Origin of the sequence: Paenibacillus contaminans, assembly GCF_003285015.1 — a bacterium.
GTDB classification, from domain to species: Bacteria; Bacillota; Bacilli; order Paenibacillales; family NBRC-103111; genus Paenibacillus_V; species Paenibacillus_V contaminans.
In genome coordinates this window covers 330266-356937 of record NZ_QMFB01000004.1, presented here as the reverse complement: position 1 = coordinate 356937, position 26672 = coordinate 330266, and the positions used below count along the sequence as shown (strand labels likewise).

Below are 26672 nucleotides of genomic sequence, written 5' to 3'. Positions count from 1 at the left end.
GCTAGCAAACGATGATGCGAATCGCGATCGGCCAATTTACGCATGTAACCGAAGAAACGATGACGTTCGGCAGACAGCTCGGCATTACGAGCTGCCAATTGAATTGGCCCGCTCTGCCGGGCACGGCGCAGTGGGAATACGAAGACCTGCTTGCGCTGCGGCTGGAATGCGAGAAATACGGTATGAAGCTGGAGGCGCTCGAAAACACTCCTTTCGACTGGTATTTAAAACCGATGCTGGGCATGGACGGAAGAGACGAACAGATCGAGCATTACAAAAATACGATTCGAAATATGGGTAAAGCGGGCATTCCGATACTCGGCTACCATTTCATGCCCAATTCCGTCTGGCGAACGCCTAACGAGCCCGGACGCGGCGGAGCATCCGTCAGCGCCTTCGATATGTCGCTGACGAAGCCGTTTCAGCCGAAAGCGGACGCGGCAACCGTCGCCGATCCGGATATAACGGTTCAGCGTCTGATGGACGAAGGTCCCAACCGGTTTATTTCCGAAGACGAGATGTGGTCCAATTACGAATATTTTATCAAGGCGATTATTCCGACCGCGGAAGAAGCGGGAGTCCGCCTTGCGCTTCATCCCGACGATCCGCCTGTACCCGAGCTGGGCGGCATCGGCAGGCTTTTCTATAAATTCGAAAACTTCAAGAAGGCGATGGAAATCGCCGACAGCGAAGCGTGGGGGCTCGATCTGTGCCTCGGCTGCTGCTCCGAGATGGCCGGCGGCGCGCAAAACGTGAAGCAAATGATCGAATATTTCGGTCCGCGCGGGAAAATTTTTTACGTGCATTTCCGCGACGTTCAGGGTACGGTGCCCAAGTTTCAGGAATGCTTCCTCGGCGAAGGCAATTATAATCCGGCCGAAGTAATGCTTTTGCTGAAGCGCAACGGATTTACCGGGTTTATGTCGACCGACCATGTTCCTTTGATCGTTAACGATTCACCATGGCAGCACCGCTCGAGAAGTCATGCAATCGGTTACATGCAAGGCTTGATGCAAATGACGGAGCTTGCAGACTCCGGAGCCAGCCGATAACGGGAAGGAGCCAAAAAGCGATGAGGAAACGAATGAGCGTGAAAGGGATGATGGTCTTGCTGATTATGCTGTTTTTTGCGCTGGCGCAGTCCAGCGCAAGCGCCGAGCAGGCAGCGGGGGACGCGAACGGGAATAATCGGCACGGCGGCCGTCAAGTGGCGGTGAAGTCGGTCGACATCAAGCGCGGAAGTAAATCCATTTCGTCAATTCAGACGGAGCTGGGCGGCACGGCGATTCTTCTCAAAGCGGCCGTCAAGCCTGCCAACGCATCCGACAAGTCGGTAAGCTGGTCCAGCAGCAATACGGACGTTGCGATCGTGAACGCCGAGGGCAAGGTCATCGTGTTCGGGGCGGGGGAAACGACCGTTACGGCAACGGCGAAGGACGGGAGCGGCAAGTCCGACTCGGTGCTGATCCAGGTCGGCGCGAACGGCAGCACGTATACCTCCAAGGATAAGCTTCCGAAGCATAATGACGGCTCCATGAACACCGTTCAGGATTTTCTCGGCGTCAATTTCATCAATCCCCAATATAGCTTCGGCACCTCCGACGCCATTCTGGAGGGCGGCGAAAGGCTTCGCCAATTAAACACCAAATCGATCAAAATGTACTTGAGCCCCAATTACAAAAATTTTTACCAGTTTAACGACTGGAGCGGAACCGCCTACACCTCCCCGGCAGAACTCGCCGAATCCGACTCCTTCAAAGGCATTTTCGATATGGATTTCAATACGTATTTCTTGGGCGCTTACGTATTTTCCGAGCCCAAATACGCCACCTACTGGTTCACCGGCTTCAGCGACGAACAAAAGCAGAAAGAATACGACCAAATTTACGAGCTCGCCGTTTACTTGCTGAAAACGTACCGGGGAACGGGCAAAACGTTCATCCTGCAAAACTGGGAAGGGGACTGGTCGACGATGGCTGCCCCGAACATCGCCACCGATCCGGATGACGACGTCTTGAAACGGATGACGGAATGGATCAATATTCGCCAGAATGCGGTCAACGATGCGAGAGAAGCGGTAAAAAGCCGCAACGTCCATATTTACAACGCGCTTGAAGTCAATCTGGTCAAGAAGGCGATGGAAGGCGGGAAAACCGTTACCAATCAAGTCATCCCGAACACGTATTGCGACTACTACTCCTATTCGGCGTACGATACGCCGGCGCTCGGCAAGGAGGTATTCGGCAATGCGCTGGACTATCTGAAAGCCAAAGTGGCGCAGAACTTGAACAACGGCCGCAGCAGGGTGTTCGTGGGAGAGTTTAGCCTTGCGGAAAACGTATCGGGAACCAAACAGGTGCTGGAAGCCGCGAAAACGGTCGTCGAGACGGCTAGAGAGAAGCAGATCGACCATGCGCTCTTTTGGCAGCTGTATGACGACTCCGTAGGACCGAATCAACCCGACGATCAATACAGCGGATTTTGGCTGGTGAAGCCGTCCGGCAAAAAAACGGCGGCGTGGGCCTATTTCTACGGGCTGTTGAACAACGGGGCGGAAGATCCCGAATATGTGCCCGAGCCTCCGGCGAATTACTCGACTTTGCAGATATCGCTGGGCGCGGCGAACGCCGAGAAAGGCTTGCAGCAGCATGAGCTTGCGGACGGACTTACTACGGCAGGCGCGGTAAGCGGACGCCAGAGCAGGACGACCACCGGCGCCGTGCCGAGCGGATACATGTATTTTGCCGTTGATCGCGACTATTTGACGGAGGACGACAGGGACGTAACGATCGAGGTCACGTATTTCGACGAAGGCACGACGTCGTTCGCCCTTGAGTATGAATCCGCGTCGAGCGCCCCTGTTTCGCTGCAGGTTTCAAGAACGGGCACGAATAAATGGCTGACTCGCACGTTCCAGCTTGCGGATGCCCGGTTTGCAGGCGGCTTGAGCGGCGGGGCCGATTTCAGGCTGGCCGATCTGGGCGTTCCGTTGTCCGTCAGTCTGGTAAGAGCAAGCAAGCCGATCGTCAATCAGGACGAAATCAGCATTGTTTTGAAGGAGTATCCGCTTCAGCAAGGCATTCTATTGAAGCCCTTGTCCGGCTATGACGGCGCTGTTGTGAATGAAACGATCGGCGGAAGGGCCGCCTACGCTACCGATCCGAGCAATGTGAACAATCCTGGACGGGCCGACAACAACCATATGTACTTTGATGCGGACGACGACTTTATTCCAAGCACGCAGGAGGAGGTGTACGTCGAAGTTACTTATTACGACCTGGGGACGTCGCCTTTCGAGCTGCAGTACAATTCGACCTTGCCGGACGACGCGCCGAATTATTTCGGCTTGGCTACTCCGATCGAGGTTTTGCGGACCAATACGGAGCAATGGGTGACGCATACGTTCCATATTACGAATGCGGAGTTTGCCAACAAGCTGCAGAACGGCTTCGCCGACTTCAGGCTTTCCGACAAAGGCGACAAGCTGTACGTCAGCAAAATCGTCATCAAGAAGCACGCTTGACGGAATGCGTTTCAATCAAACTGGAGATGAACAAGAACGGATTATGTAGGGCCTTAAGCGGAGTTCCGCCGGCTCGGGAGCGCCGTCCGGCAGCAGTGCCGGGCGGCGTTTTTCCGCGTTTAGGCAGGGGATTTCCCGGCCGCCGTCTTGAAGCGCATCATGTGTGCCGGGAACTGCGCGCGGTGTGAGCACCGAGCCGAATGGAACAGCGTGGGATAACGAAACATATCGTGGCTTTCGAATATTAAAGTACCGCCAGGCTGCATGTATACTTATTGTAAACGCTTAACAGCTGATGAAGAGGGGAAAATCCAGTGGGCGCAAAAAGAATGCTGCAGCAGATGAAAGGCCAGAAGTATTTGTATTTGATGGTCGTTCCGTGCTTGGTCTGGTTTATCGTTTTCAATTACATCCCGATGGCCGGTATCGTCATCGCCTTCAAGGACTACACGTTCGCCAAAGGGATTTGGGGGAGTCCCTGGGCGGGTCTCGACCATTTCAAGCAATTCGTAACCGGTTATCATTTCAAGATCATTCTGGTCAACACGCTAGCGATCAGCTTGCTGAAACTGATTTTCGCCTTTCCGGCGCCGATCGTGCTGGCGTTATTGCTGAACGAATTGCGAAGCAAGCTGTTCAAGAGATCGATTCAAACGCTTTCTTATTTGCCGCACTTCGTTTCGTGGGTCATCGTGCTAGGCATCTGGGGCCGGATGCTGTCGATCGACGAAGGCATTGTCAACCGGTTCCTCGTCAGTCTGGGCATCGTCGGCGAGCCGATCAATTTCATGCTGACCTCCGGCTACATGTGGCCCATTGCCGTCGTCACCGAGATTTGGAAGAGCATCGGCTTCAGCAGCATTATATTTCTCGCCGCACTGTCGTCGATCAATCCCGAGTTGTACGAGGCGGCGTCCATGGACGGGGCGGGGAGATTTTCGAAGATGTTCCACATCAGTCTTCCGGGCATTCGCTCGACGATCGCCATCTTGTTCGTGCTTGCGGTAGGCGGCATCTTCTCGGCGAATTTCGAACAGCTGTACATTATGGGGCTGCCGCCGGTGCTTGACAAGACCGAGGTCATTGACACGTACATCTTCCGGTACGGCCTGCAGAACCTGCAGTACAGCGCGGGGGCGGCGGCCGGTCTGCTGCGGTCGTTCGTAGCGCTGATCCTCGTTTTGCTGACGAACCGGATCGTCAAAATGCTGGGCGAAGACGGGCTTTATTAACGCGGAAGAGGAGGTGAAAACATGAAACGATCGATCGGTGAAATCGCGTTTGATACCGCAAATATTTGCTTGATGCTCGTGCTCGGCTTCGTAACCTTATACCCGTTCTGGTATGTGGTGGCCTTGTCCTTCCACGACAGCGCCGTCACCAGCTATTTCGACGTCTATTTCTGGCCCAAAGTGTTTACGCTGGATAATTTCCGTATCGTCTTCGTGACGAACGCGCTTATCGACGGCTTCGTCATTACGATTTTGCGTACGGTGATCGGAGCGCTCTCGTCCGTTCTGATGTGCGGCTTGCTGGCTTACGGGTTGTCGAAAAAATATTTAATCGGACGCACGCTGTTTCTCAATATCGTCATCATCACGATGTTTTTCGGCGGAGGGCTCATTCCGTTCTACATTTTGCTGAAAAATCTGATGCTGCTCAACACGTTCTGGGTATACATCATCCCGTCGCTGCTCAACGCCTGGACCGTCATCTTGATGAAAACCTATTTTTCCAATTTGCCGGAAAGCATCGAGGAATCGGCTAAAGTCGACGGCGCGAACGACCTGACCATTTTCTTCAAAATCATCGTGCCCATGTCCATGCCGCTCATCGCCACCATGCTCTTGTTCGCCGCAGTCGGTCATTGGAACGATTGGGTTTCCGGGGAGATGTTCGTCATGGATCCGAAGCTGCTTCCGGTGCAAACGATCCTGATGCGCATGATTACGCAGGTTAATGCGAGCGCGATGATTCAACAAAGCATGTCGATGGAGTTCGTCGCGAAATCGCCTGCGATCGAATCGATCAAGATGGCGGCGATCGTCGTCACGACCGTTCCGATCATACTCGTTTATCCGTTCCTGCAAAAATATTTCGTGCAGGGCGTCATGATCGGCTCGGTCAAAGGGTAATTCACCCGGATATAGGGGCCGCAAGCCTTATATATTAAATCCACATTCAAGGGAGAGTCGATTCGATGAGGGGGAAAACCGTCAAGAGGATTTCGGGAGCGGTAGCGGCAACGTTGAGCATGGCCTTGCTCGCCGCATGCACCGCGAAGGAAGAACCGGCAGGGAGCGCCTCTGGCAGCGGTAAGCCGGGAAGCGACAAAAAGCTGGAAGAATATGCGGACGAGATGAAAATTACGGCTTATCAGGGTACTGCGTACGCAGGGCCAAGCAACGGACCGACTACGGAATACGCCAAGTATATCAAGCAAAAGTTCAAGATTAATGTGGACGGCTTCGTCTGGCCGGCCGGCGAAGACGGTCAGAAAAAAATAAGTCTGATCGCGGCATCCGGAGAAATGCCGGATATCATTCAATACAGAAACGATTCTTCGGCCCTGCAAATTTACCAGCAGATGGCGGATGCCGGGATGCTGCTCGATATCGAGCCGTATTTGAAAAATACCCCGAATATTACGAAATATTTTACGAAGACGATACTCGACGCCTACCGCAATCCGACTGACGGGAAGCTGTACGTGCTGCCCGGCTTTACGGTCAATCCGGATTTGAAGGACCAGTTGACGATCGCCGTCAACGACGTCTTGATGATTCGGGAGGATTGGCTGAGCAAGCTGAATTTGCAGGTGCCTAAGACGCCGGACGAGTTTTACGAGGTGCTCAAGGCTTTCAAATCGCTGCCTCCGGTGAACGGCAAGCAGGTCGTTCCTTATGTGCCGCTTAGCGAAGGCGGGGAAATCAATTATCATATCGGCGGCATGTTCGGCATACACCGGTATGCGGACGCCCGTGACGATAACGAAAAAAGAATGATCGACGCGCACGAGAAGCCCGAGTATTTGCAATACTTGAAATTCGCGTCCAAGCTGTTCCGCGAAGGGCTGATCGATCCGGAGGCATATAAGCTCAAATGGCAGCAGCCTTATAACGACATGATTCCCAAAGGTTATGTCGGCGTCGCGAGCATGTGGCCGAACGATATTTCCGGATTCAACAAAGGGTTCGAAAAGAGCATACCTGGCGCCAAATACGTGCCGATGCCGCTTCCGAAAGCGCCGGGCGTTACGAACAGCCGGATCGGCCATATCAATACGCTTGGCTCCTCCGCAATCGTCATCAGCAAGAAGATGTCGGATCCGGAACGTTTGTTCAAATATATGGACTGGATGAATACGAACGAAGGCTGGGCCACGATGGTGTGGGGGCCGCCTTCGAAGGATAACGGCGCATGGTATATCGCGGAAGACGGCAAGCTGATCGACAATTTCGAGCTGGATCAGAAAAAAATGGCCGAAAATCCGAAATGGGGGGCGGACGTGCTCGGGGCGTGGGCATACGGCTTGTCCGGCATTTTGAAGTACACGCATGATTTGGTTCTCGATCAAGCGCGGCAGATGAACGAGACAAGAGCGCTTGCCAAAAAGCAATACGACAGCGAAATCTACATGGACACGATACTCGACATTTATCTGAATACGCCGCCCGGACCGATACGAAAAGCGAAGGGGGTCGACCTCGACAAAATATTCCAGGAAACCGAAGCGAGAATCATCATGAAAGCCAAGGATGACGCCGATGTCGAAACTATGTATAACGCGATGATGGAGCAGGCGAAAAAAGCCGGCTTTATCGAAATCTTGAAGGAGGACTACGGCAGATATACGGCCGTCAAAGAGAAATACAAATAATATCGGTGTGAGATCGCAAGTACCCGTTTCTATTGCTATTCGGCAGGAATAACGGGTACTTTTTCTCCTACATTCCCCCGGCTTGCCAAGGGTTCTGCTATACTAGTTGCATAAAAACTATGAAAGCGCAATCAAGGACGGGGATCGGATGAAGCTGCGCAATAAGATGCTTGTCATTTTCGGATTGATTCTCGCAATATTCATTTTCAGCATCAGCTATTTCTCTTCTGAAAAAGCGGGCGATTATTTGGACCGGATGTCCAGCGGCGCTTATAAAGAGGTTTTGAAGCAGGCGAACGCCACGCTCGAATACCGCATGAAAAATTACGAAAGAGCTATCAATACGTTTTATATTAGCGACGAGTTCCAGGAGCTGCTCACCAAGGAAGGCGGCGACAAGTTCGAGGAATACTTGGACAACAAGCGGCTGAAAGACTTCGTCGAATCGCTGCTGAACACGTATGAATACGTGCCGCTCGTCAAGGTGTACAATTTCAACGCCAAAACATTCTCGGGCATCATTTACAGAGAGGCGGACATCGAGGATCAATCGTGGAAGGAAGAGGTGCTGGCAGGAACGTCGAACGGCATTTTATGGAGCATCCGCAGCTATGACCTTCACGGCGAGAAACTGATCAGGCTTGTAGCCGCGAAGGCGCTGCGCAACAAGGTCAACAAAGAGGCGTACGGCATCGTTTCGCTCGAGATCGATCCCGGCTATTTGTTTAATCAAATCAAAAGCATGGATTTGTTCAAGGAAGGCAACGCTTACGTCCTTGACGAGCGGGGCGCCATCCTGTTCCGGCAAAGCGATCGTCTGAACGGTTCGGTCGGTCAATCGCTTCCTTTCGTCTCCAAAATGTCCGGCAGCTCGGGGTATTTTACCGAAACGATAGAAGGGGAGCCTCATCTGGTCGTGTACGACAAGGACTCCGACGGAAGCTGGACGATCGCGGGCGTCACGCCGGTCGAGGGAGCGCTGCCGCTTTCCAAGGAGGTCAGGGACTATATTTTGGCGCTGTCCGGCATTCTTCTGGCTCTTGGCATCATCGTCATCTACGTATGTTCTTATTTGTTCACGAAGCGGATGAGCCGATTGACGGACGAAATGTTGAAGGTAAGCAAAGGTATTTTCGACGACGTTCAGCTGGATACGAAGAGCAACGATGAAATCGGTGAAATGAACAAGGTATTCCAGAGGATGATGCGTAAATTGAACAAAAACATCGACGAGATCAGCGAAATGAAATCAAGGGAATTCGCTTTCCGGATGAAGGCGCTGCAGGCTCAGATCAATCCGCACTTCCTGTATAATACGCTCTCCACCATCAATTGGATGGCGATGGGAATCGGTGCCGAGGACATTTCGCGGGCGGTTAACGCGCTAGCCCGGTATTACCGGATCGCGCTGAGCAACGGCAGGGAGATCATTACCGTGAAGGAAGAGCTGGATCAAGTCCGGTATTACGTCTACATTCAGCAGATTCGCATCAAAGACAACATCGCATTCAACTTTCAAGTGGACGACGAAGTACTGGGCTATGAAACGGTCAAAATGATTTTACAGCCGATTGTGGAAAACGCCATCATTCACGGCATCGAGAAGCATAACAAAACGGGCGTCATTGCCATATCCGTTCTAAAAAAAGGCGATCTGATCGTATTCGAGGTGAAGGACGACGGCTGCGGCATGGACAGAGATACGCAGACGGGGCTTCTCTCCGATCACACGCTTTCTTCCGGATACGGCTTGTATAATATCGACAGCAAAATCAAGCTGTACTTCGGGGAACGGTTCGGCCTGCAAATCGAAAGCAAGCCGGGGGAAGGAACGAAAATTTTCATCGTCATACCGGCAACTTTCAACCGAAATGAGGCGAGCCTATGCTGAAAATCGTCATTGCCGAGGACGCCGCGATCGAGCGGGAAGGCTTGGTAAGGAGCATCGATTGGACCGGCTTGGGACTGGAGCTGACAGGGGCCGCGGAGGACGGCAGACAGGCATGGGAGCTTGTCGAGAAGCATCGGCCGGATTTATTGCTGACGGACATCAAGATGCCGCTGATGGACGGCATTGAGCTCGCTAAGCTGGTGAGAGAACGATATCCGTCGACCAAGGTTTTGTTTTTCTCCGGCTACGAGGACTTCAACTTCGCTCTCGAGGCGATCAAATCGAAGGTGTGCGAATATATTCTGAAGCCTTATACGCTCGGCGAAATAACCGCTGCCATACGGAAAGCAGCCGAACAGGCATTGGAGGAGCGGCGCAAGCTGAAGAAGGATAGGGACATGGTGTGGGACGAGAGTCGGTTTTACCGGGAGGAGAAGACGTTCAAAACGCTGCTGTACGGCCTTCACCAAGGCGAGTTCGCGCTAGAGGAGCTCGGCTTGCTTGATCCGAAGCCGGCGTTTGCCTTAATGCTGGCGCGTATTGAACCGCAAACGGACGACGGGGGGAACGACGAGCTCGCGAAACAGCGCAGCAGCCTGATACTCCGTGAATTATTGAAAAAGCGCGAAGCGGAAATGGCCGGAGGAAAGCTGTTCTCGAACCGGGAAGGGGAGCTTCTTCTCTTGTTGAACGACGAGCGGCACGCGCTTTGCGACAAGGAAACGATGGGCCGGATCGGCTTGCAGCTTCTGGAGTGGATCCGGAGCAGGATGAAAGCGGAAGCGGTAATCGCTGCGAGTTGTCCGGTCGGCGACCTACGCCAGCTGGCCGATTGTTACATGCAGACGCTCGAAACGCTGAAGCTCGGCGAGGGGGTGGGCAAGGAGCCCATTCTTTTCTACGAGGATATGAACGGGATCGAAGCATTCACACGGATGGATAAAATCGTCAAGTCGGCTGAGTCGATTATCAGAAAACGGTACATGGAGCCTATTACCCTGGACGAAATCGCTCAGGAAGTATACATGTCTCCGAATTATTTGAACGCCATATTCAAGAAGATCAAACGGGTAAACATGCATAAGTTTTTGATCGAGGTCAGGGTCGCGAAGGCGGCTGAGCTGCTGCAGGGGACGGATGCCGTTATTTCCAGGGTGGCGGAAAGCGTCGGGTACAAAAATATCGCCCATTTCAGCACCGTTTTCAAAAAGCATACGGGGATGTCGCCGATGGAATACCGGGATGGCAGCGCAATCAAACGAACCAAATGGTAGCGTTTCCCGCCCGGCTTTTCGTATCGGACCGTTTCAGGCAAGGGACTGCCGCTGAACAATGGGAGGGGGGAATGTTGTGCCGGCTAAATATATGAAGCGGTTCTGCTTGGCGGTTATATCGATTATGCTGGGAGCGGGCGGAATGACGGGCTGCACGGCTTACAACGCGGCTTCAAGCCCGCCGAATCCGGATGCGGCGATCAGGAGCGCAGTCGGCGGGAAGGAAGCGAAATACGATCCCCCGATCGAGGTTACGATGGTCAACCAGTCGTACGGATCCGTCTCGTTCGCCGAAGGGGAGGATATGAACGCTAACCGGTGGCGCACCTATATCAAGGATCATTACGGCATCGCGGTCAAAACGCTTTGGGACGCGCCCTGGGACCAGCTTGAACAAAAAACGAATTTGATGATCTCGACCGGAGAGATCCCCGATATTTTCCTGGTTACGCCGATGCAGCTCGTTCTGTTGAACAAAGCGGGAATGATCGAGGATCTGACCGATGTATACAGAGACTACGCTCCGCAAAACGTCAAGGATGTCGTTGCGGAAGCGGGGGAAGAAGCATTGGAAGCGGCAATGATCAAAGGCCGGCTGATGGCGCTGCCCTTTACCGGGTACCAGAAGGAAACCGTAACGATCGTATGGATTCGCGAGGATTGGATGAACAAGCTGAAGCTGGCGGGACCGAAAACGATGGATGATTTGCTGGCCATTTCCAAAGCGTTTACGGAGCGCGATCCGGACGGAAACGGGAAGGCGGACACGTACGGGCTGCCGCTCGACAAACATTTAGGTTTTCTTCAAGCGATGTTTAACGGCTATCATGCATATAAGAACATCTGGATCAAAGACTCGAACGGCAATCTGGCGTATGGCAGCGTGCAGCCCGAAGCGAAAACCGCATTGGCGAAGATGCAGGAATTGTACAAATCCGGGCAGATCGATAAAGAGTTCGGCGTCAAGGATTCGGCCAAGGTTTTGGAAAGCATTGGCCGCAACGCCATCGGCATTTACTTCGGTTCCATGACGGGCGGTTATACGCTTGCCGATCTGACTCCCGGCGTCCGTTGGAGGCCTTATCCGCTGCCTTCGATTGACGGCAAACCTGCTTTGCTCCAGCATGCGCTGAATATCAATTACGGGTTCTGGGTGGTCAGGAAGGGGATGGAGCGTCCGGAAGCGTTATTCAAGCTTGCCGACGTATGGCTGAAGCTGTTTTACGAAAATAAGGACGATGACCTATATGAAACGTATAACAGCGATCAGAAGATCGGCTTTTTTACGCAGGCGCCGGTCCAAATCTATAAATCGTTCAAAAACATGGAGATTTCCGCCCATTTGGCGCCGCTTCTCCAAAGCGGCAAACCGGCAGGCGCCGAGGAGCTTAGCAAGCTGACGCCGGAGGAGAGACTGAATTACGGCTTTATTCAGAAATACAAAGCAGGCGATCAAAGCTATTGGAAGTACCACTCCCGGAACGGGATCGGAGGAGCCGGAGACATTATCGGCGAATATGTGAAAAACAACCGGTTCATGCCGGATCAATTCATCGGCGTCCCCACGTCCGCCATGGTGCAGAAACGAACGTTCCTGGACAAAATGGAGCTGGAGACGATGATCAAGATCATCACAGGGGCCCCGATCGAGCAGTTCGATCAATTCGTGACGGAATGGAAATCGATGGGCGGCGATCTGATTACCCAGGAAGTCAACGAATGGTATAAGAATAAATAGAGGCGGCTCGTTGCCGCCTATTACGCTTTTGACTCTTCTGACGAAGAGTTTTTTTATTACAAGGAATTAGTCATGCGTTTGCATGTGCGGTGTGATAAATATCATTGACAGGTTGGCTTGACAGGAATATAATTTTTCAGTGGAAAATGAGAACTATTATCATTATCAGTGCGTTAAACATCAGCAGTAAGGAGGTCTGATTGGCCATTGCAAGCCAACGGAAAGTAAAGTCTCTTTACTTGGCGATATGCACGTTTGTTCTAATTGTACTTCCGTTGTCCAGCTTCGCTTCTAATGCGAGGGCGGCTGACAAGGACGAATCGATCGGAACCGCAATCGCGCAAGTCGAATCGATGATCGCAGGGCTGGAATCCGGCAATTTGGAGTCTTCTTCGGAAGCGTTCTCTGCCGTTAAGAAATGGTGGACCGCCAATAAGAAGACAGTCAAAGAAAACTCGCTGGAAATGTCGCTGGAGATCGACCGCCAGATCGCGAATCTCTCGCTCGCGATTCTGAACAAAGATGTCCGGACGGCGAAGGATGAAGCCGGCGCGCTTCAATTCTCGCTGAAAAATTATTCGGACGGCGCTTATACCGATAACAAAGGGAATTCCGGAATGACATTAAGCGCTTATGTCGTCAAGCTGCAGCAAGCCGCAGAACTGATGAAGCGGGAGTTTTGGCCGGAAGCTTTAAATGAGGTAAAACTGCTGCAGCGGCAGTGGCTGTCGGTTGAAGGAGACATCGTCAGTCAATCGCAAACCGTTTACAACCGTGCTGAGAGCGATCTCGTTCTGCTGGACGCGTACTTGTCGAGCCCGGATAAGCGTTCGCAGGCTCTTCCGGTTATCGAACGGCTGATCGATTCGTTGACGCCCTTTATCGGCGCGCAATACTCTTGGTGGGATGCCGCCTTGATTCCTATCCGCGAAGGGATAGAAGGATTGCTTGTCGTAGGGACTTTGCTCATGTATGCAAAAAGATCGAACTCCGTTTCGGCAAAACGCTGGGTCATCGGGGGTTCTCTCACCGGAGCGATAGCATGCATAGCGGTAGGTTTGGCAGTCGCTTTTCTGATTTCGTCCAGCGCTTTCGGCCATAACAATTCATTGATCAACGGCTGGACCGGCGTTTTTGCCAGCGTGCTGTTATTGTATGTCAGCTACTGGCTTCATCGGAATGCGGATATGAAACGGTGGAATCAATTCCTTCAGCTCAAAAGTTCGCAGGCGTTAACAGGCGGAAAAATGATCTCGCTGGCGCTTCTCGCCTTTTTTGCAATTATGAGGGAGGGCTTGGAGACGGTTATTTTCTTGGTCGGCATGGCAGGCAAAATGCCGGGAGGCCATTTGGCCGGAGGGATCGCCGCGGGTTTCGGCGTGCTTGCCGTATGCGCCGCAGTCATGATCAAACTCGGCACGCGGCTTCCCGTACGCCCCGTATTTCTGGTATCCAGCGTAATCGTGTTTTATTTATGCTTTAAGTTTATGGGCTCCGGCATTCATAGTCTGCAAATGGCGGGAGTGGTTCCGTCCACGGTTCAGGATTATTTGCCGGAGGCGGCGACATTCAGCTTGTATCCGTCATGGTACAGCACGCTTCCGCAATTGCTTTTCATCGTGATCGCCGCAGCGGCAGTCGTTTACCAAAGAAACGCCCGCAACAAAAGGAATGCCTATCAAAATGTTTAATAAACGGAGGCGGAAAAATGAACAAATTAATGAAAATAACCGGCGTCGTTTCGGCCCTTGCGCTGGCTTTAGCGCTTAGCGCATGCGGCAAAGCGAATGACAAAGAGGCGTCGGCAGGGACCGAAGCGCAGCAAGCGAAAGATTCGAACGGCAATAAAACGGTCATTCAAGAAGGAACGGTCAAGCTTCAGCAAGAAACGAAAAAGCTGCAAGAGGCGATCGACAGCCGTAATGCGGAAGAAGTCAAACGGCTCGGAAAGTCGCTAAACGATTCTTGGCTGACGTTTGAAAATACGGTCCGCCAAACGTTTCCGCTGGAATATACTGAAGTCGAAAAATATGAAATGCCGATTTACTCGGCTTCGGCCTACGACAAGGTGGATTTCGACAGCTTGAAAGGTACGGCGGCCAAGCTGCAGGAAGCGCTGAACGTTTTGCTGAATGCGAAGGAAACGACCGGCGGCACATCGGAGCTTATGAAGAAAGCGGTAGCCAACTACAAAGCCTATGTGGCGGAGCAAGGGGATAAACTGGCCAGCCAAACCAAAACGTTCGTCGAGGCCGTTAAGGCAGGCGATATGGAAAAGGCGAAGCTGGAATATACGAAATCCCGTGTCTACTTCGAGAATATCGAGCCGATTGCGGAGAGCTTCGGCGATCTCGATCCTAAAATCGACGCCCGGCTTGCGGATGTGGAGAACGAGAACGAATGGACTGGGTTCCACCGGATCGAAAAAGCGCTGTGGCAGGACAAATCGCTGCAAGGTATGAACGTTTATGCCGATCAATTGATCAAAGATACGGAAGAGCTCCAAAAGCTCGTGAAATCCGTCGAGTTAGAGCCGGCCGCCATGGTTGCAGGCGCAATGGAGCTGCTGAACGAAGCGGCAATTTCCAAGATTACGGGCGAAGAGGAGATTTATTCCCATACGGATTTGGTGGATTTCGCGGCAAACGTCGACGGTTCGAAATCGGTATACCTGGCCATCATTCCGGCGCTCAATGAAAAAAATCCGGACCTGGCAAACAAATTGGATAAACAGTTCCAGCTGCTCGAGGAAACGCTCCGCAGTCACCAGACCAACGGCCAATTCGTGACTTACGACAAATTGAGCACGGAGCAAATCCGTCAAATCAGCGATCAGATCAGCCAGCTATCCAACTTGATGTCGCAAACGGCAAGCATCCTTTGAGGCAGTTGAAGGGACGAGGACGATGAGTACGAAGAACAATCGTGATGGGATGTCGCGGCGCGATTTCTTGAGAATAACGGCAACGGCCGGGGTCGGTTTGGCAATCGGAGCAACCGGAATGGCGGCGATGGAAAACACGATCGCTCCCGAGGCGCCAGCCGGAGCAGGCAATGAACCGCAGGAAGAGCGAATTCCGATGTACGGCGAGCATCAAGCGGGCATTATCACTCCGCAGCAGAGGTATATGTACTTGGCCAGCTTCCGCATTACGGCGGAGGATCGGGCAGGCTTGACGAGCTTACTGCGAAGCTGGACGAAATTTTGCGATTTGAGTACGGCGGGAGGGACGATGAAAACGGGGAGCAATCCCCTGCTTCCGCCGGACGATACGGGCGAAACGCTTGATTTGCCGGCTTCCGGATTAACGGTAACCTTCGGCTTTGGACCTACGCTGTTTAGCGCGGACGGGAAAGACCGATTCGGCATTGCCGGCAAAATGCCCCGCTTTTTAAAGGATATCCCCCGCATGCCCAAGGACAATCTCGATCCCTTGCTGTCGGGCGGCGATATTTGCATTCAAGTTTGCGCGGAGGACCAGCAAGTCGCTTTTCACGCCGTACGCAACTTTATTCGTCTGGCTACGGGCTCCGCTACGGTGAATTGGATGCAGGAAGGTTTTATAAGCGGCGGAAGCTCGGGCCAAACGCCGCGCAACCTGTTCGGCTTCAAGGATGGTACGGCAAACGGCCTTCATCAGACGGAGCAAGGATACAAGGACGTCATATGGGCGGGCGACGACGAGCCGGCATGGATGAAGGGCGGGACATACATGGCCTATCGAAAAGTGCGCATGCTGCTTGAAATTTGGGATCGGGCTTCGCTTTCCGACCAGGAAGACACGTTCGGCCGTTATAAGGAATCCGGAGCCTCCTACGGGAGGAAAGGCGAATTCGACGAAGCCGATCCTTCCAAGATGCCGGCAACGGCTCATGTGCGGCTGGCGAAGGAGGCGGGCCGTCTCATTCACCGAAGAGGTTATTCCTATTCGGACGGCATCGATCCTCGAACGGGGAACGTGAACGCAGGCCTGCTATTTATAAGCTTCCAGAAAAATCCGGAAGAGCAGCTCGTGCCGATGCTTAAGTTAATGCAGTCCAAGGATGCCCTAAACGAATATACCTCTCATGTGGCCAGCGGGCTGTTCGCATGCCCCGGAGGATTGCGGGAAGGACAATATATCGGTCAAAGCTTATTGGAATCATAATTTGGATTTAGGGTTGTCCCGGAAGGTCAAAATAGACCTGGGGCAGCCCTGTTTTTTTGGAGACGAAGTCAGAGCTTTTGCGTTTTATAGCGGTTCTCCTGTTCAGTATTTGCATAGCGGGATATGCTACCTTCTTCTTGTCGCATTTCGGTATATGATGCCGATAGATACGCACTTTTTTCTGGTATACGAATTTGCTTTATCCTTTTATGATGGAAATGGGGGATTTGGCTATCGAAATAAGGCAATGAGCCGTATCTTGCGGATTTACTGATAGAAGGAGAATAATGTGATGCGCAGCAAACTAACGCCGGTTATCTCGATGATATGCATCGTTCTCTTAACGGCAGGCCTTATATTCTTTACCGGAAGCGGTGTGAGCAGTCATGCGCCTAAAGCTTCCAAAGGAATCCTGGATTTATCCGAATGGAATTTCGCGGCGGATGGCGCCGTTCGCTTGAACGGGGAATGGACGTTTCACGCAGGGCAATTGCTTGTGCCTGAACCCGGCGGTCCGGGACCGGAGCTAAGCGGCGATGCGTCAGGCTCGAGCTTCGTCCGCGTGCCGTCGCTGTGGGGCCGCTACGACTTGGGCGATAAGGATATGTCGGCGATCGGGTACGGTACGTTTCGATTGCGTGTCCTTTTGCCGCCCGGAGAGCAGAAGGAACTTGGCATTCGAACAACGAATATTAAGACGTCGAACCGGCTGTACGTGAACGGTAAGGAAATGGCTTCCTCCGGGCAGCCGGGCACGACGCTCGAAAGCACGGTATCCAAAAACGTTCCATACGTCCGATTCTTTACGACGGAGGCCGGCGAGCTCGATATCGTTCTGCAGGTGGCCAACTTTAGACTGGCCAAAGGAGGAATAACGCATCCGATCTGGCTGGGCGAGCAGAAGCAGATTTTGGAGCAGCGCGAAATGTCCGTGACGCTTGATCTTATTTTGGGGATGAGCGTATTTATGCTCGCCATTTATTTCCTTGCGCTGTTTCAGATGCGCTCGCGGGAACGGTCATGGCTGTATTTCGGTCTTTTTTGCTTGACGGGCAGCATCTATATATTCAGTCAGGGAGAGAAGCTTATCGTAATGGCTTTACCTTCGCTTTCCTATGAGTGGATTACGAAAATTCAATACTCGTCCGGCGCGATAGCTACCTATTATGTCCTGTGTTATACGCGGTCCGTTTTCTCGCAAATTTTTCATTCTGCCGTAAAAAAAGCGGCTGACGGGATCGTGATCGGCTGGGCAGTATTAACGCTGGTTACGCCCGCGCGCATTTATTCGAAGCTCGATATATTATACCTTGCTGCGATTGTGATTCTTCTGTACCTGTTATACGTGCTCGCGAAAGGAGCAGCCAGAAAGCTTGAAGGATCGGGGTATATGATGGTCAGCGCGGCGGCGATTCTCGCGATAATGGTGCTTTATTTTTTCAATCTGATAGGCGTTCAGCTGCAGCCTTGGCTGATGCCGGCCGTCATGATGATTTTGCTGTTCTCGCAGGTGCTGCTGTTATCCGGGCGATTTACGAACGCGTTCTCGACGGTGGAGCGTTTGTCCGAACGCCTTCTGTCGATGGACAAGGTGAAGGATGATTTTCTAGCGAATACGTCGCATGAAATGAGAACGCCGCTGCACGGCGTCATCAACATCGCGCAATCGCTGCTTGAAGGGGCGGCGGGTTCGCTTAATCCGAAGCAAGCCGAAAATATGGATTTGATCGTGGCGACCGGCAAGCGGATGGCCAATCTGATCAACGACATTCTCGATTTTTCAAAATTGAAAAACGGGGATGTCGCGCTTAAGCTGCAGCCGGTCGAGCTTCATGCATTCGTACAGGTCATGTTCGAAATGTTTCGCGTCATGGCGGGAAACAAGCCGGTGCGGTTCGTCAACCTTCTGGAGCCTGACGAATTTTACATTGTGGCCGATGAAGACCGGCTTTCGCAAATGATGTTTAATCTTCTGGGCAATGCGCTGAAGTTTACGGATAAAGGGGACATTACCGTTTCCGCGGCCGCGAACAATGATTGGCTGCATATAACGGTTTCGGATACGGGCATCGGCATTTCGCAGGACAGGCAGAAGCTTATTTTCGAATCGTTCGAGCAGGGCAGCGGCGACATCGCCCGCGAATACGGCGGTACGGGTCTCGGGCTCAGCATCACGAAAAGGCTGGTCGAGCTCCACGGCGGTACGATTTCGGTTTCTTCCGAGGAAGGAAAGGGAGCCGCTTTTACGTTTACGATGACGATCGACCGCTCGCGCGAGCGAAGCCAGAAGCGCGGGGGCATGGATAAACGCTTGACGGAACGGATCAAGCCGGCGAACGGCATGGGGGCGTCCGAACGAATCGAGCTGAAGCAGACGGGAGAATATACGATCCTCGTCGTCGACGACGATCCGGCGAACCGTCAGGTGCTCGTCAACCTGCTGTCCGTGGACAATTACTCCGTGCTGGCCGTGCCGGGCGGGGCGGAAGCGATGCAGGAGCTCGGGCGGCGGCCGGAGATCGACCTCGTCATTCTCGATTTGATGATGCCGGGCATGTCCGGCTACGAGCTTAGCAGGTTGATCCGGGAGCGGTTCACGCTGTCGGCGCTGCCGATCGTCATGTTGACCGCGCGGAATTGGCAGGACGATCGGATCGCCGGCTATAACGCGGGAATCAACGATTTTCTCGGCAAGCCGGTCGATGCCGTCGAGCTGAAGGTGCGCATTCGCACGCTGCTGGAAATGAAACGATCCGCAAGCGAAAGGGTAAGGCTGGAAATGGCGTTTTTGCAGGCGCAGATCAAGCCTCATTTTCTGTTCAACACATTGAATACGATAATGGCTGTCAGCTACAAGGACGTCGAGAAGGCGCAGCAGCTGCTCGGCGAGTTAAGCCAGTATTTAAGAGGCAGCTTCGATTTTCAAAATCTGGAGCGTCTTATCCCGATCCGTCGCGAGCTGGAGCTTGTGGATTCTTATCTGTATATTGAACAGGCGCGCTTCGGCAGCCGGCTTCAAATCGTGCGCAGTTACGACGAGCAGATGCAATTTCTTGTTCCGCCGCTCACGATCCAGCCGATCGTCGAGAATGCGGTCAGACACGGCGCGACGAAGAGACCGGAAGGCGGTACCGTAACCATTTCCATCCGGATAGACGGAAGTATGATTATGATCGACATCGAGGATAACGGCCCCGGCATTACTGCGGAGGCGATCGAGGCGATTTACAGGAACACGGCTACAAGAGGGGTCGGCCTATCCAACATCCAGAAGCGGCTGCTGTCTTTATACGGAGAAGGGCTGCAAATTTCAGGCGTTCCCGGCGTCGGGACGAAAATCAGCTGGAAGCTGGAAAAGAGGTGATTGCGATGCTGCGTACGATAATCATTGACGATGAGGAGCCGGCGATCGAGCTTATGCAGACTCTGTTATCCGTCTATAGCGAAATCGAGCTTGTCGGCACGTATACATCGGCGGACGAAGCGCTGCTCCATATCGGCGAGACGAGGCCCGATGTGATATTTCTAGATATCGAGATGCCGGAACGGAACGGGCTGGAGGCGGCGGAGCTGTTTGCGGGCGCCTGCCCGGGCGTCGAAATCGTGTTTGCCACCGCCTATAACCAGTATGCGACGGACGCATTCGAGCTTAGCGCTATCGATTATATTTTGAAGCCGATCACGCAAACGAGACTGAACAAAACGATTACGCGTCTGACCGCTAGAAAAGCGGACCGCAGCAAAAAAACGGAGCCGGACCGTAAAAAGGAACGCTTCGTCTGCTTCGGTTCTTTCGAATGGCGGCTAGGGAACGAGCACGAGGGAAGCCTCAAATGGAGAACGACCAAAGAACGCGAGCTTCTTGCCTACTTCGTCCATAACAGGAATACATGGATCCGCAAAGAAAAAATTATGGACGATTTATGGAGCGACGCGATACCCGAATACGCCAAAACCTTTTTGCACACATGCGTGTACACGAACCGGAAAAAGTTCGAAAGCCGCGGCTATGCGAACGTGCTGGAATTTAAAAACAACTGTTACTGTCTCGATATGACGGGCATGGTATGCGACGCCGAGCTTTTTGAGAAATTTTCGGCGAAGGAGCCCGATGTGGACGCTGAGAACATCAACGAGGCGGAATATGCCGCGGGGTTGTATAAAGGCGACTATATGGAAGGTTACGTTTGGGCGATGGACAAGCAGGAGGAGCTGAGGCTCGCTTACCTGCTGCTTTTGAAAAAAATTTCGTCCTACTATTTGTCGATCGGGAAGTATCAAACGGCTTTGATGTATCTGCGGCAGCTCTTGCAAAAAGAGCCTTTTCTCGACGACGCCAATGAAATGATGCTTACGCTCTATGCCCGCATGGGCGACCGCGGTTCGATGATCAAGCATTACGAGCAGTTTACCGCCCTGTTGAAAGAGGAGCTGAGCATCGCGCCGCTCGAGTCGACAATGCGCTTGTACAGCAGATTGCTGGCAGGTAAAGCGGAAGAGAATTGAGGGCGATCTGAAGCCGGTGCCGGGCATATGCGTCATTGCGGAGCATGTGGTCTGACCGCCGCTAAGCAGCGGGGAGAGCGGGTTTCTTTACTTTCAGAAAATTTCGCTATATAATGTAATATGCTATATTTACGAAAGCACCCCGGAGCGGGGTGCTTTGTTTTAGAAATGCCGGTACGCGCGATCGTATAGTTTACATATATCAAAAACTATAGAACACATGAAACGGGGAACGTTTACGCTATGATTAACTTTAAACAAGTGATTGCCGAGCAATTGAAGCCGCATATGGAAGGAGTCGAGCTGGAGACGATCGTAGGCATGCTCGAATATCCGCCGAATCCCGAGATGGGGGATTTGTCGCTGCCGTGCTTCAAGCTGAGCAAAACGATGCGGAAAGCGCCTGCGCAAATCGCCGACCAGCTGAAAGCAGCTTTCCCGGAGCATCCGGCCGTCGAGCGGATCGAGTCGGTTTCCGGGTATTTCAACGTTTATTATAATAAAGCGTTTTTCGTAGGCGAGGTCGTATCGGAGGTAATCGGTTCCGGGGAGCGGTACGGAGCGCAAAATATCGGACAAGGCAAAAAGATCGTCATCGATTTTTCCTCGCCGAATATTGCGAAGCCGTTCCATATCGGGCATTTGCGCTCGACGATGATCGGCAATGCGCTGTACCGGATTTTTTCCTATCTCGGTTATGATTGCGTCGGCGTCAATCACCTCGGCGACTGGGGTACGCAGTTCGGCAAGCTGATCGTCGCTTACAAGAAATGGGGCGGCGCGCAGGAAGTCGAAGCGAACGGCATCGAGGAGCTGCTTGCGCTGTATGTGAAGTTTCATGAGGAAGCGGACAAAGCGCCGGAGCTTGAGGATGAGGCGCGCGGCTGGTTCGTCAAGCTGGAGCAGGGCGACGAGGAAGCGAACAAGCTGTGGAAATGGTTCGTGGAAATCAGCCTGAAGGAGTTCCAAAAAATTTACGATCTGCTTGGCGTAGGTTTCGATTCTTATGCCGGCGAAAGCTTCTACAATGATAAAATGGCGCCTGTCATCGAGGAGCTTAAAGCGAAAAATCTGCTCGTAGAGGACGATGGGGCGCTGCTCGTCAGACTGGACGATTACAACATGCCTCCGGCGCTTATGGTGAAGAAAGACGGCGCGACGCTGTATCATACGCGCGACGTGACGGCGGCGGTTTACCGGAAGCAAACGTACGATTTTGAAAAAGCGATTTATGTGACAAGCTACGCGCAAAACCTGCATTTCCAGCAATGGTTCAAAATCATCGAGCTGATGGGATACGAATGGTCGAAGGATCTTGTGCACGTGGCGTTCGGACAAGTCAGCCTGGAAGGCGCCAGCTTGTCGACGCGCAAGGGCAATGTGGTTAAGCTTGAGGAGCTTCTTCACAAGGCGATCGAGAAAACGCGCGTTATTATCGAAGAGAAAAATCCGCAGCTCGCGGACAAAGAAGAAGTGGCCCGTCAGGTCGGCGTCGGCGCGATCGTATTTAACGATTTAAGCGCGAACCGGATCAAGGACGTCGTCTTCTCGTGGGAGGATGCGCTCAGCTTCGACGGAGAAACCGGCCCTTATGTCCAATATGCTCATGCGCGCGCCTGCAGCGTTCTGCGGAAAGCGAACGGCAGCGACAGCATCGAGCTCGGCTTTGACGGTTCGGCGATCGATGCGGCGCAGTTGACGAATCCGGAGGCGATCGAGCTTGCTCGTCAGCTGTATCTGTTCCCTGAACGGGTGCAGCAGGCGATGGAAAAACTGGAGCCGTCGATCGTGACGCGTTATTTGGTCGATCTTGCGCAAAGCTTCAACGGCTTCTATAGAAGCAGTATCATTCTTGTCGAAGACGAAGCGGTTCGGAAGGCGAGACTGACGCTGCTCAAAAGCGTTCAAACGACTTTGCGTTCCGGGCTGCGGCTCATCGGACTCGAAGCGCCGGCACAAATGTAACGGCGAATCATAAGACCGCCCCGTCAAGCGTATATGCTTGACGGGGCGGTTTTTGTTTGGAGGCATGAGGTTAAACTGCCGGCGCGTACCGGGCCACCGTGCAGGGAGTTAGGCACATGCGCGGGGTTATTTTCACGGAAGTTAGTAGCGCTGCCTGGCCGGCACGGCAGAGAAGCTCATCGCCCGCGATGCTTTTCTTTCGCCTTCCGGCGCGCGATTTCGCGTTTTCGTTCCCGCTGCAGCTCGCGTTCCTCGCGCGATTCCACTTGACGAACGCGTTTGCGGTGCGCCAGCTCGTTCTTGAGCGCTTCTTGCGCGTATGTCGACACGCCGTTTCGCGCCGTTTCGGCCGCCGCTTGACGAGCGAGCCTCTTCGGGCTGACTTTGCGCGTAAACGAATCGGCCTGTGCTACCGATTGGCTGGTCGCATCCAGACATGGCAGCATGGCGTGCCTCACAAAATCCAAAACCTCCGCATCATGCGGCTCGGCGCCGAAAATATGGCGGCAAGCGCGCAGCTTTCCATCAGCTTGATCCTCGACGACGCCAACCCAGTACTCTCCTGCAAAATAAATGGTAAGCTTCATGATTTCCCCTCCGTAACGATTTACGGAGCGATGGACATCCCGAGGGGGAAGGATATGACGCCGATATGGGGTTTACAGCGCATCCGGACTACCAACCGGACCGTGATTTTTCGCTCGCTGCCAGTATAGACGCAAGGAAGCGAAGGCTTCAAGGGAAAGTCTTTGTATTAGTATTTCTTGGATGATGCTCCTTCGGTACGCAGGCGGTCATGCTTCGCACGTGAAGGACCGTCTGACTCCTCGATATGCTGTAGTACGAATTAGCCCGCTTGGAGTAAGGAATCGGGATTCGCCCTACGCTGGAGTCCGATTTTACCGGCTTGGAGTATGGATTTACCGATGTGCCGAGTAATATACCCGCTGCAAGCAGGCGTTTTCGGACTAGAGGCGGGGAAAGGAGACCGTACTCGATTTCAAGTGGGCAAAATCGGACTGCAGCGTTTACCAACGAACAAACGTATATCGAACACCAAAGCCGCCGCAAGGCGGTTTTCTCCATTTCGTGGCGAGGTTGAAGCGAGGCGTTTCGGGAAATACTGTGTACAGACATAGCAATGAAACGCGATTTCAGCACGCAAAGGAGGGAGCTTTACTTGGCCAAAGGAGACGAGCTCGTTAAATATATTGCCCAGCAGGTAACCGAATATTTGGATAAGCCGAAAGAAGTCCGCAAACAGGAGCGGGGCGTCAAAATGAAGGAAAGATGGCAGCATCGCTGGTTCGGTATGCTTCCTTTTGCGTTAAAAATGTGGGCGGACGGCAAACGAAAAAAGAAGGAAACCCCACCGCCGCGATCGTGATTGCGGCCGGAGTTTCCCCAATATAGGAGGAGAGGAGAAAAACCTAACGGAAGAAATGCCCTAACGCCGCCATATGCTGATACGGTACGTATCTGTCGCCGTCATGATCGACTGCGAGATAGGCGACGCCGCCAGAGTAAATCGTAAAGCCGGTTACCGCAAGTGGATAAATCGCTTGCCCGCCAAGCAGCTTGGCGCTGTACGTGAGCTCCTGGGTTTGTGCGAGCTCGCGTTTTAGATCGTCTATTGTCGTGAACGACAATGGAGTTCCTGCTATCCATGTCGGATTCTCGTTCGGGTCGAAGGGGGTTACGGCCGTTTGCTCCTCGATCGCGGCTTGCTTCACCGTCAAACCGCCATAAGCTGCAGGTTCGGCATGTTGTCGCTCGGCAATCGTTTCGAGTACGGGCATGCGTTCGCCGGTTTTGGCGTCGAAGAAGAACGTATCGTGACGCAACGTCACCTTCCAGAAGCTTTCCAGCGGGCCTTCATAATAACGCTCCTTTTGCAAAAGCGGCTCCGCGGCGAATTCGGATAACGTATAATTCGATATGATTTCCCGCTGCATCATGGATTGATACAGCGTTTGCAAACTGAACAGCGGTTTGTCGCCGGCTCCGTATTCGGATAAGGAAAGCTGTCCGTCTTTATCCGAGGTAACGACCAAATAGCCGATTTCATTTCCGTTTTTTATCAATAGAACGACCCAGCTGTGCGTACCGGGACCGAGCGGGTAGGTTTCATACTCCGCATCGCTCCATTCCGTGAAGGCAGGCTGTTTAGCAAGCATGGCGATCCAATCCCGAATATGCTCGTCAAGCTGACTGGAACGATCCGAGGAATCGGCTTCCGTCGAACTTGCCGAAGAAACGTCCGGTGCTGTGATGCTGCTTGAAGCGGCTTTGTCGTTTCTATCGGCCTGTTCCGGTTCGGCTGCTTTGACCTGTTGGCCGTGTTGAGGACGGGGAGGGAGCAGTACGAAATCGCTCAAGCCGAGAGCGAGAAGCGTCAAGCATAGCATGATCTTTTTCATGATTCACCTGCCGATGTTGTGGCTTCCATTCTATGCACTAATTGTAACGAATATGACTTGAAAAGTTTGTTAGAATGTGTTGGCGGCCGCAGTAATTTAAGCGGCTATTTTTGTGGGCTTTTAGCGAGATGCGTCGGCTCGTGAAAGAGAACCCGCTTCCAAATGAAACAAACCGCAATTAATGACGGATACCTGAACGCGGGGCCGGTGCTGCCATTCGATTTCCTGCTGGCGCTTGCGGTATTGGGCTTCCGCTTCTTCCTTCGCCTCGGCTTCGAGGCCTTTAAGCAGGTCGATGTAGTAGTCGTCGATTCTGGCCAGCTCCTCCTGCAGTCTTTCGTCGGCTTTATCCGCCCAGCCGTGATCCAGCGCTTTAAGCTTGGAGAACAAAGTGTTTTCCAGTATCGTAACAGCTCTGTTCAAGCCGATTTTGGTCGGCTGCAGAAAAATATTAGCGGGAAGCTTCGGCGACAGCTTCTTCTGAACCATGAGCGGCATGAAATGGTCATGTATTTCTCCGGTCGCGAGATCGATGCCGAGCGTATGGATTTCGTCGCGCTTCAAATCGCAGGCGAGCTCGACCTTGAAATTGACGCCGAACCAGGTCGAATAGGCGGCTTGAAGGACGCGCGAGCCGGTACGCGCTGCCGCCGCAGGCTGCCGGAGGGAGGTCGGCTGGCCCGTTGCCGGGTCGGCGGAGCCGCCGCCCGCATATGACGGCTGTGCGTTATCCTCGGCTCTCGCCGCACTTTGGCGGGTCGAAGCCGGCTGCTCGAACAAGCGGACATAACGGCCGCGAGTTTGCGCTGCGGCGAATAGCTGCTCCAGCCTGCGGCTGCCGAAGGCGACTTCCTCGCGGGGAATGCGTCCTGTCGGTGTGGAAGGGACGACGCCGAAGTAACGCCCGAGAATGGAGTCCTGCTGCTGGCCGTTCGCAGGAGAGCCTGCTGCGCCAGTTGGTGCGTTGCTTGCTGTAGACGCCGATCCGCCGGCGGTCGCGGAAGCGGCGCTCGCCGATGCGGCGCGATTTGCTGCGGAGGCTGCACCGCCGGATGGCCCGGCGCCGTCCGCCGCTTGCCGCTGTGTTTGCGGTGCCGGGCCTGCCGCTTCTTTTTCCGGGTCGAACACGAATGTGTAGGCCATCGTCTCCGGCGGCGCGCCGGTCCGCTCGACGAAGCTCCAGTAGTAGTGGCGGTTCGTCAGGGCTTTGTCCGCTTCCACCGAAAGCTTGACCGTGACGTGGGCGGTTCCTTTCTCGATGATCTGGCAGCCGGTCGCTTCCAAAAAGCGCATGACATATTTTTGCACCTGCTTAGCGTTCAACCGT

18 protein-coding genes are annotated in these 26672 nt (G+C 53.3%); 15 read left to right on the top strand and 3 right to left on the bottom strand.

Translation table 11 applies throughout. The annotated features are described in order from the left end of the window. The first annotated feature begins 11 nt into the window (after positions 1-11). The 14 genes from DQG23_RS10210 to argS all read left to right on the top strand — a co-directional run bounded on the left by DQG23_RS10210 (position 12) and on the right by argS (position 22925). Entirely contained in the window at positions 12-1052 is a 1041-nt protein-coding gene (locus tag DQG23_RS10210) for a mannonate dehydratase (protein ID WP_202865897.1), read from the top strand. Between the two features lie 20 nt (positions 1053-1072). After that, positions 1073-3523, top strand: a complete 2451-nt coding sequence (locus DQG23_RS10205; RefSeq protein ID WP_158560383.1) for an Ig-like domain-containing protein — start codon at positions 1073-1075, stop codon at positions 3521-3523. Positions 3524-3837: 314 nt separating this feature from the next. Beyond that, positions 3838-4755, top strand: coding sequence for an ABC transporter permease (locus DQG23_RS10200; protein ID WP_113030713.1), 918 nt, complete (start codon positions 3838-3840; stop codon positions 4753-4755). 21 nt (positions 4756-4776) lie between these two features. Next, complete coding sequence (locus tag DQG23_RS10195; protein ID WP_113030712.1) at positions 4777-5658, top strand: carbohydrate ABC transporter permease; 882 nt, start codon at positions 4777-4779, stop codon at positions 5656-5658. 65 nt (positions 5659-5723) lie between these two features. After that, positions 5724-7403, top strand: a complete 1680-nt coding sequence (locus DQG23_RS10190; RefSeq protein ID WP_113030711.1) for a type 2 periplasmic-binding domain-containing protein — start codon at positions 5724-5726, stop codon at positions 7401-7403. Between the two features lie 106 nt (positions 7404-7509). Then, the gene (locus DQG23_RS10185; protein WP_113030710.1) at positions 7510-9294 is read left to right on the top strand and encodes a sensor histidine kinase; all 1785 of its coding nucleotides are present in this window, start codon (positions 7510-7512) and stop codon (positions 9292-9294) included. Further along, positions 9288-10568, top strand: coding sequence for a response regulator transcription factor (locus DQG23_RS10180; RefSeq protein ID WP_113030709.1), 1281 nt, complete (start codon positions 9288-9290; stop codon positions 10566-10568). The genes DQG23_RS10185 and DQG23_RS10180 overlap by 7 nt, the downstream gene beginning before the upstream one ends. Positions 10569-10644: 76 nt before the next feature. Further along, positions 10645-12306, top strand: a complete 1662-nt coding sequence (locus tag DQG23_RS10175; RefSeq protein ID WP_158560382.1) for an extracellular solute-binding protein — start codon at positions 10645-10647, stop codon at positions 12304-12306. 200 nt (positions 12307-12506) lie between these two features. Continuing rightward, entirely contained in the window at positions 12507-13997 is a 1491-nt protein-coding gene (locus DQG23_RS10170) for an FTR1 family iron permease (RefSeq protein WP_113030707.1), read from the top strand. Between the two features lie 17 nt (positions 13998-14014). Further along, on the top strand, positions 14015-15190 hold the full coding sequence (gene efeO / locus DQG23_RS10165; protein WP_158560381.1) for an iron uptake system protein EfeO: 1176 nt from the start codon (positions 14015-14017) through the stop codon (positions 15188-15190). Positions 15191-15212: 22 nt separating this feature from the next. Next, complete coding sequence (gene efeB / locus DQG23_RS10160) at positions 15213-16454, top strand: iron uptake transporter deferrochelatase/peroxidase subunit (RefSeq protein WP_113030705.1); 1242 nt, start codon at positions 15213-15215, stop codon at positions 16452-16454. Positions 16455-16746: 292 nt separating this feature from the next. Further along, positions 16747-19818, top strand: coding sequence for a hybrid sensor histidine kinase/response regulator (locus DQG23_RS10155; protein ID WP_113030704.1), 3072 nt, complete (start codon positions 16747-16749; stop codon positions 19816-19818). A gap of 5 nt (positions 19819-19823) precedes the next feature. Further along, positions 19824-20960 (top strand): response regulator, encoded by a 1137-nt coding sequence (locus DQG23_RS10150; RefSeq protein WP_113030703.1) that lies wholly within the window; start codon positions 19824-19826, stop codon positions 20958-20960. 246 nt (positions 20961-21206) lie between these two features. After that, positions 21207-22925: an arginine--tRNA ligase gene (argS, locus tag DQG23_RS10145; protein ID WP_113030812.1), complete on the top strand. Its 1719-nt coding sequence runs from the start codon at positions 21207-21209 to the stop codon at positions 22923-22925. A gap of 176 nt (positions 22926-23101) precedes the next feature. On the opposite strand, the gene DQG23_RS10140 is transcribed toward argS, so the two are convergent. After that, complete coding sequence (locus DQG23_RS10140; RefSeq protein WP_113030702.1) at positions 23102-23512, bottom strand: YjdF family protein; 411 nt, start codon at positions 23510-23512, stop codon at positions 23102-23104. Between the two features lie 593 nt (positions 23513-24105). Between DQG23_RS10140 and DQG23_RS10135 the strand changes: the two genes are divergently transcribed. Continuing rightward, positions 24106-24312: a YqzE family protein gene (locus DQG23_RS10135; RefSeq protein ID WP_113030701.1), complete on the top strand. Its 207-nt coding sequence runs from the start codon at positions 24106-24108 to the stop codon at positions 24310-24312. A 43-nt stretch (positions 24313-24355) separates the two neighbouring features. On the opposite strand, the gene DQG23_RS10130 is transcribed toward DQG23_RS10135, so the two are convergent. Beyond that, entirely contained in the window at positions 24356-25345 is a 990-nt protein-coding gene (locus DQG23_RS10130) for a hypothetical protein (RefSeq protein WP_113030700.1), read from the bottom strand. A 120-nt stretch (positions 25346-25465) separates the two neighbouring features. Further along, positions 25466-26668: a YqhG family protein gene (locus DQG23_RS10125; protein WP_113030699.1), complete on the bottom strand. Its 1203-nt coding sequence runs from the start codon at positions 26666-26668 to the stop codon at positions 25466-25468. Positions 26669-26672 lie beyond the last annotated feature (4 nt).

What these genes read in the sequence shown, in the direction of transcription:
- DQG23_RS10210 (WP_202865897.1), top strand. Translation starts at nt 12, where the DNA reads ATGATGCGAATCGCGATCGGCCAATTTACGCATGTAACCGAAGAAACG.
- DQG23_RS10205 (WP_158560383.1), top strand. Translation starts at nt 1,073, where the DNA reads ATGAGGAAACGAATGAGCGTGAAAGGGATGATGGTCTTGCTGATTATG.
- DQG23_RS10195 (WP_113030712.1), top strand. Translation starts at nt 4,777, where the DNA reads ATGAAACGATCGATCGGTGAAATCGCGTTTGATACCGCAAATATTTGC.
- DQG23_RS10190 (WP_113030711.1), top strand. Translation starts at nt 5,724, where the DNA reads ATGAGGGGGAAAACCGTCAAGAGGATTTCGGGAGCGGTAGCGGCAACG.
- DQG23_RS10180 (WP_113030709.1), top strand. Translation starts at nt 9,288, where the DNA reads ATGCTGAAAATCGTCATTGCCGAGGACGCCGCGATCGAGCGGGAAGGC.
- efeO (WP_158560381.1), top strand. Translation starts at nt 14,015, where the DNA reads ATGAACAAATTAATGAAAATAACCGGCGTCGTTTCGGCCCTTGCGCTG.
- efeB (WP_113030705.1), top strand. Translation starts at nt 15,213, where the DNA reads ATGAGTACGAAGAACAATCGTGATGGGATGTCGCGGCGCGATTTCTTG.
- DQG23_RS10155 (WP_113030704.1), top strand. Translation starts at nt 16,747, where the DNA reads ATGCGCAGCAAACTAACGCCGGTTATCTCGATGATATGCATCGTTCTC.
- DQG23_RS10150 (WP_113030703.1), top strand. Translation starts at nt 19,824, where the DNA reads ATGCTGCGTACGATAATCATTGACGATGAGGAGCCGGCGATCGAGCTT.
- DQG23_RS10140 (WP_113030702.1), bottom strand. Translation starts at nt 23,512, where the DNA reads ATGAAGCTTACCATTTATTTTGCAGGAGAGTACTGGGTTGGCGTCGTC.
- DQG23_RS10130 (WP_113030700.1), bottom strand. Translation starts at nt 25,345, where the DNA reads ATGAAAAAGATCATGCTATGCTTGACGCTTCTCGCTCTCGGCTTGAGC.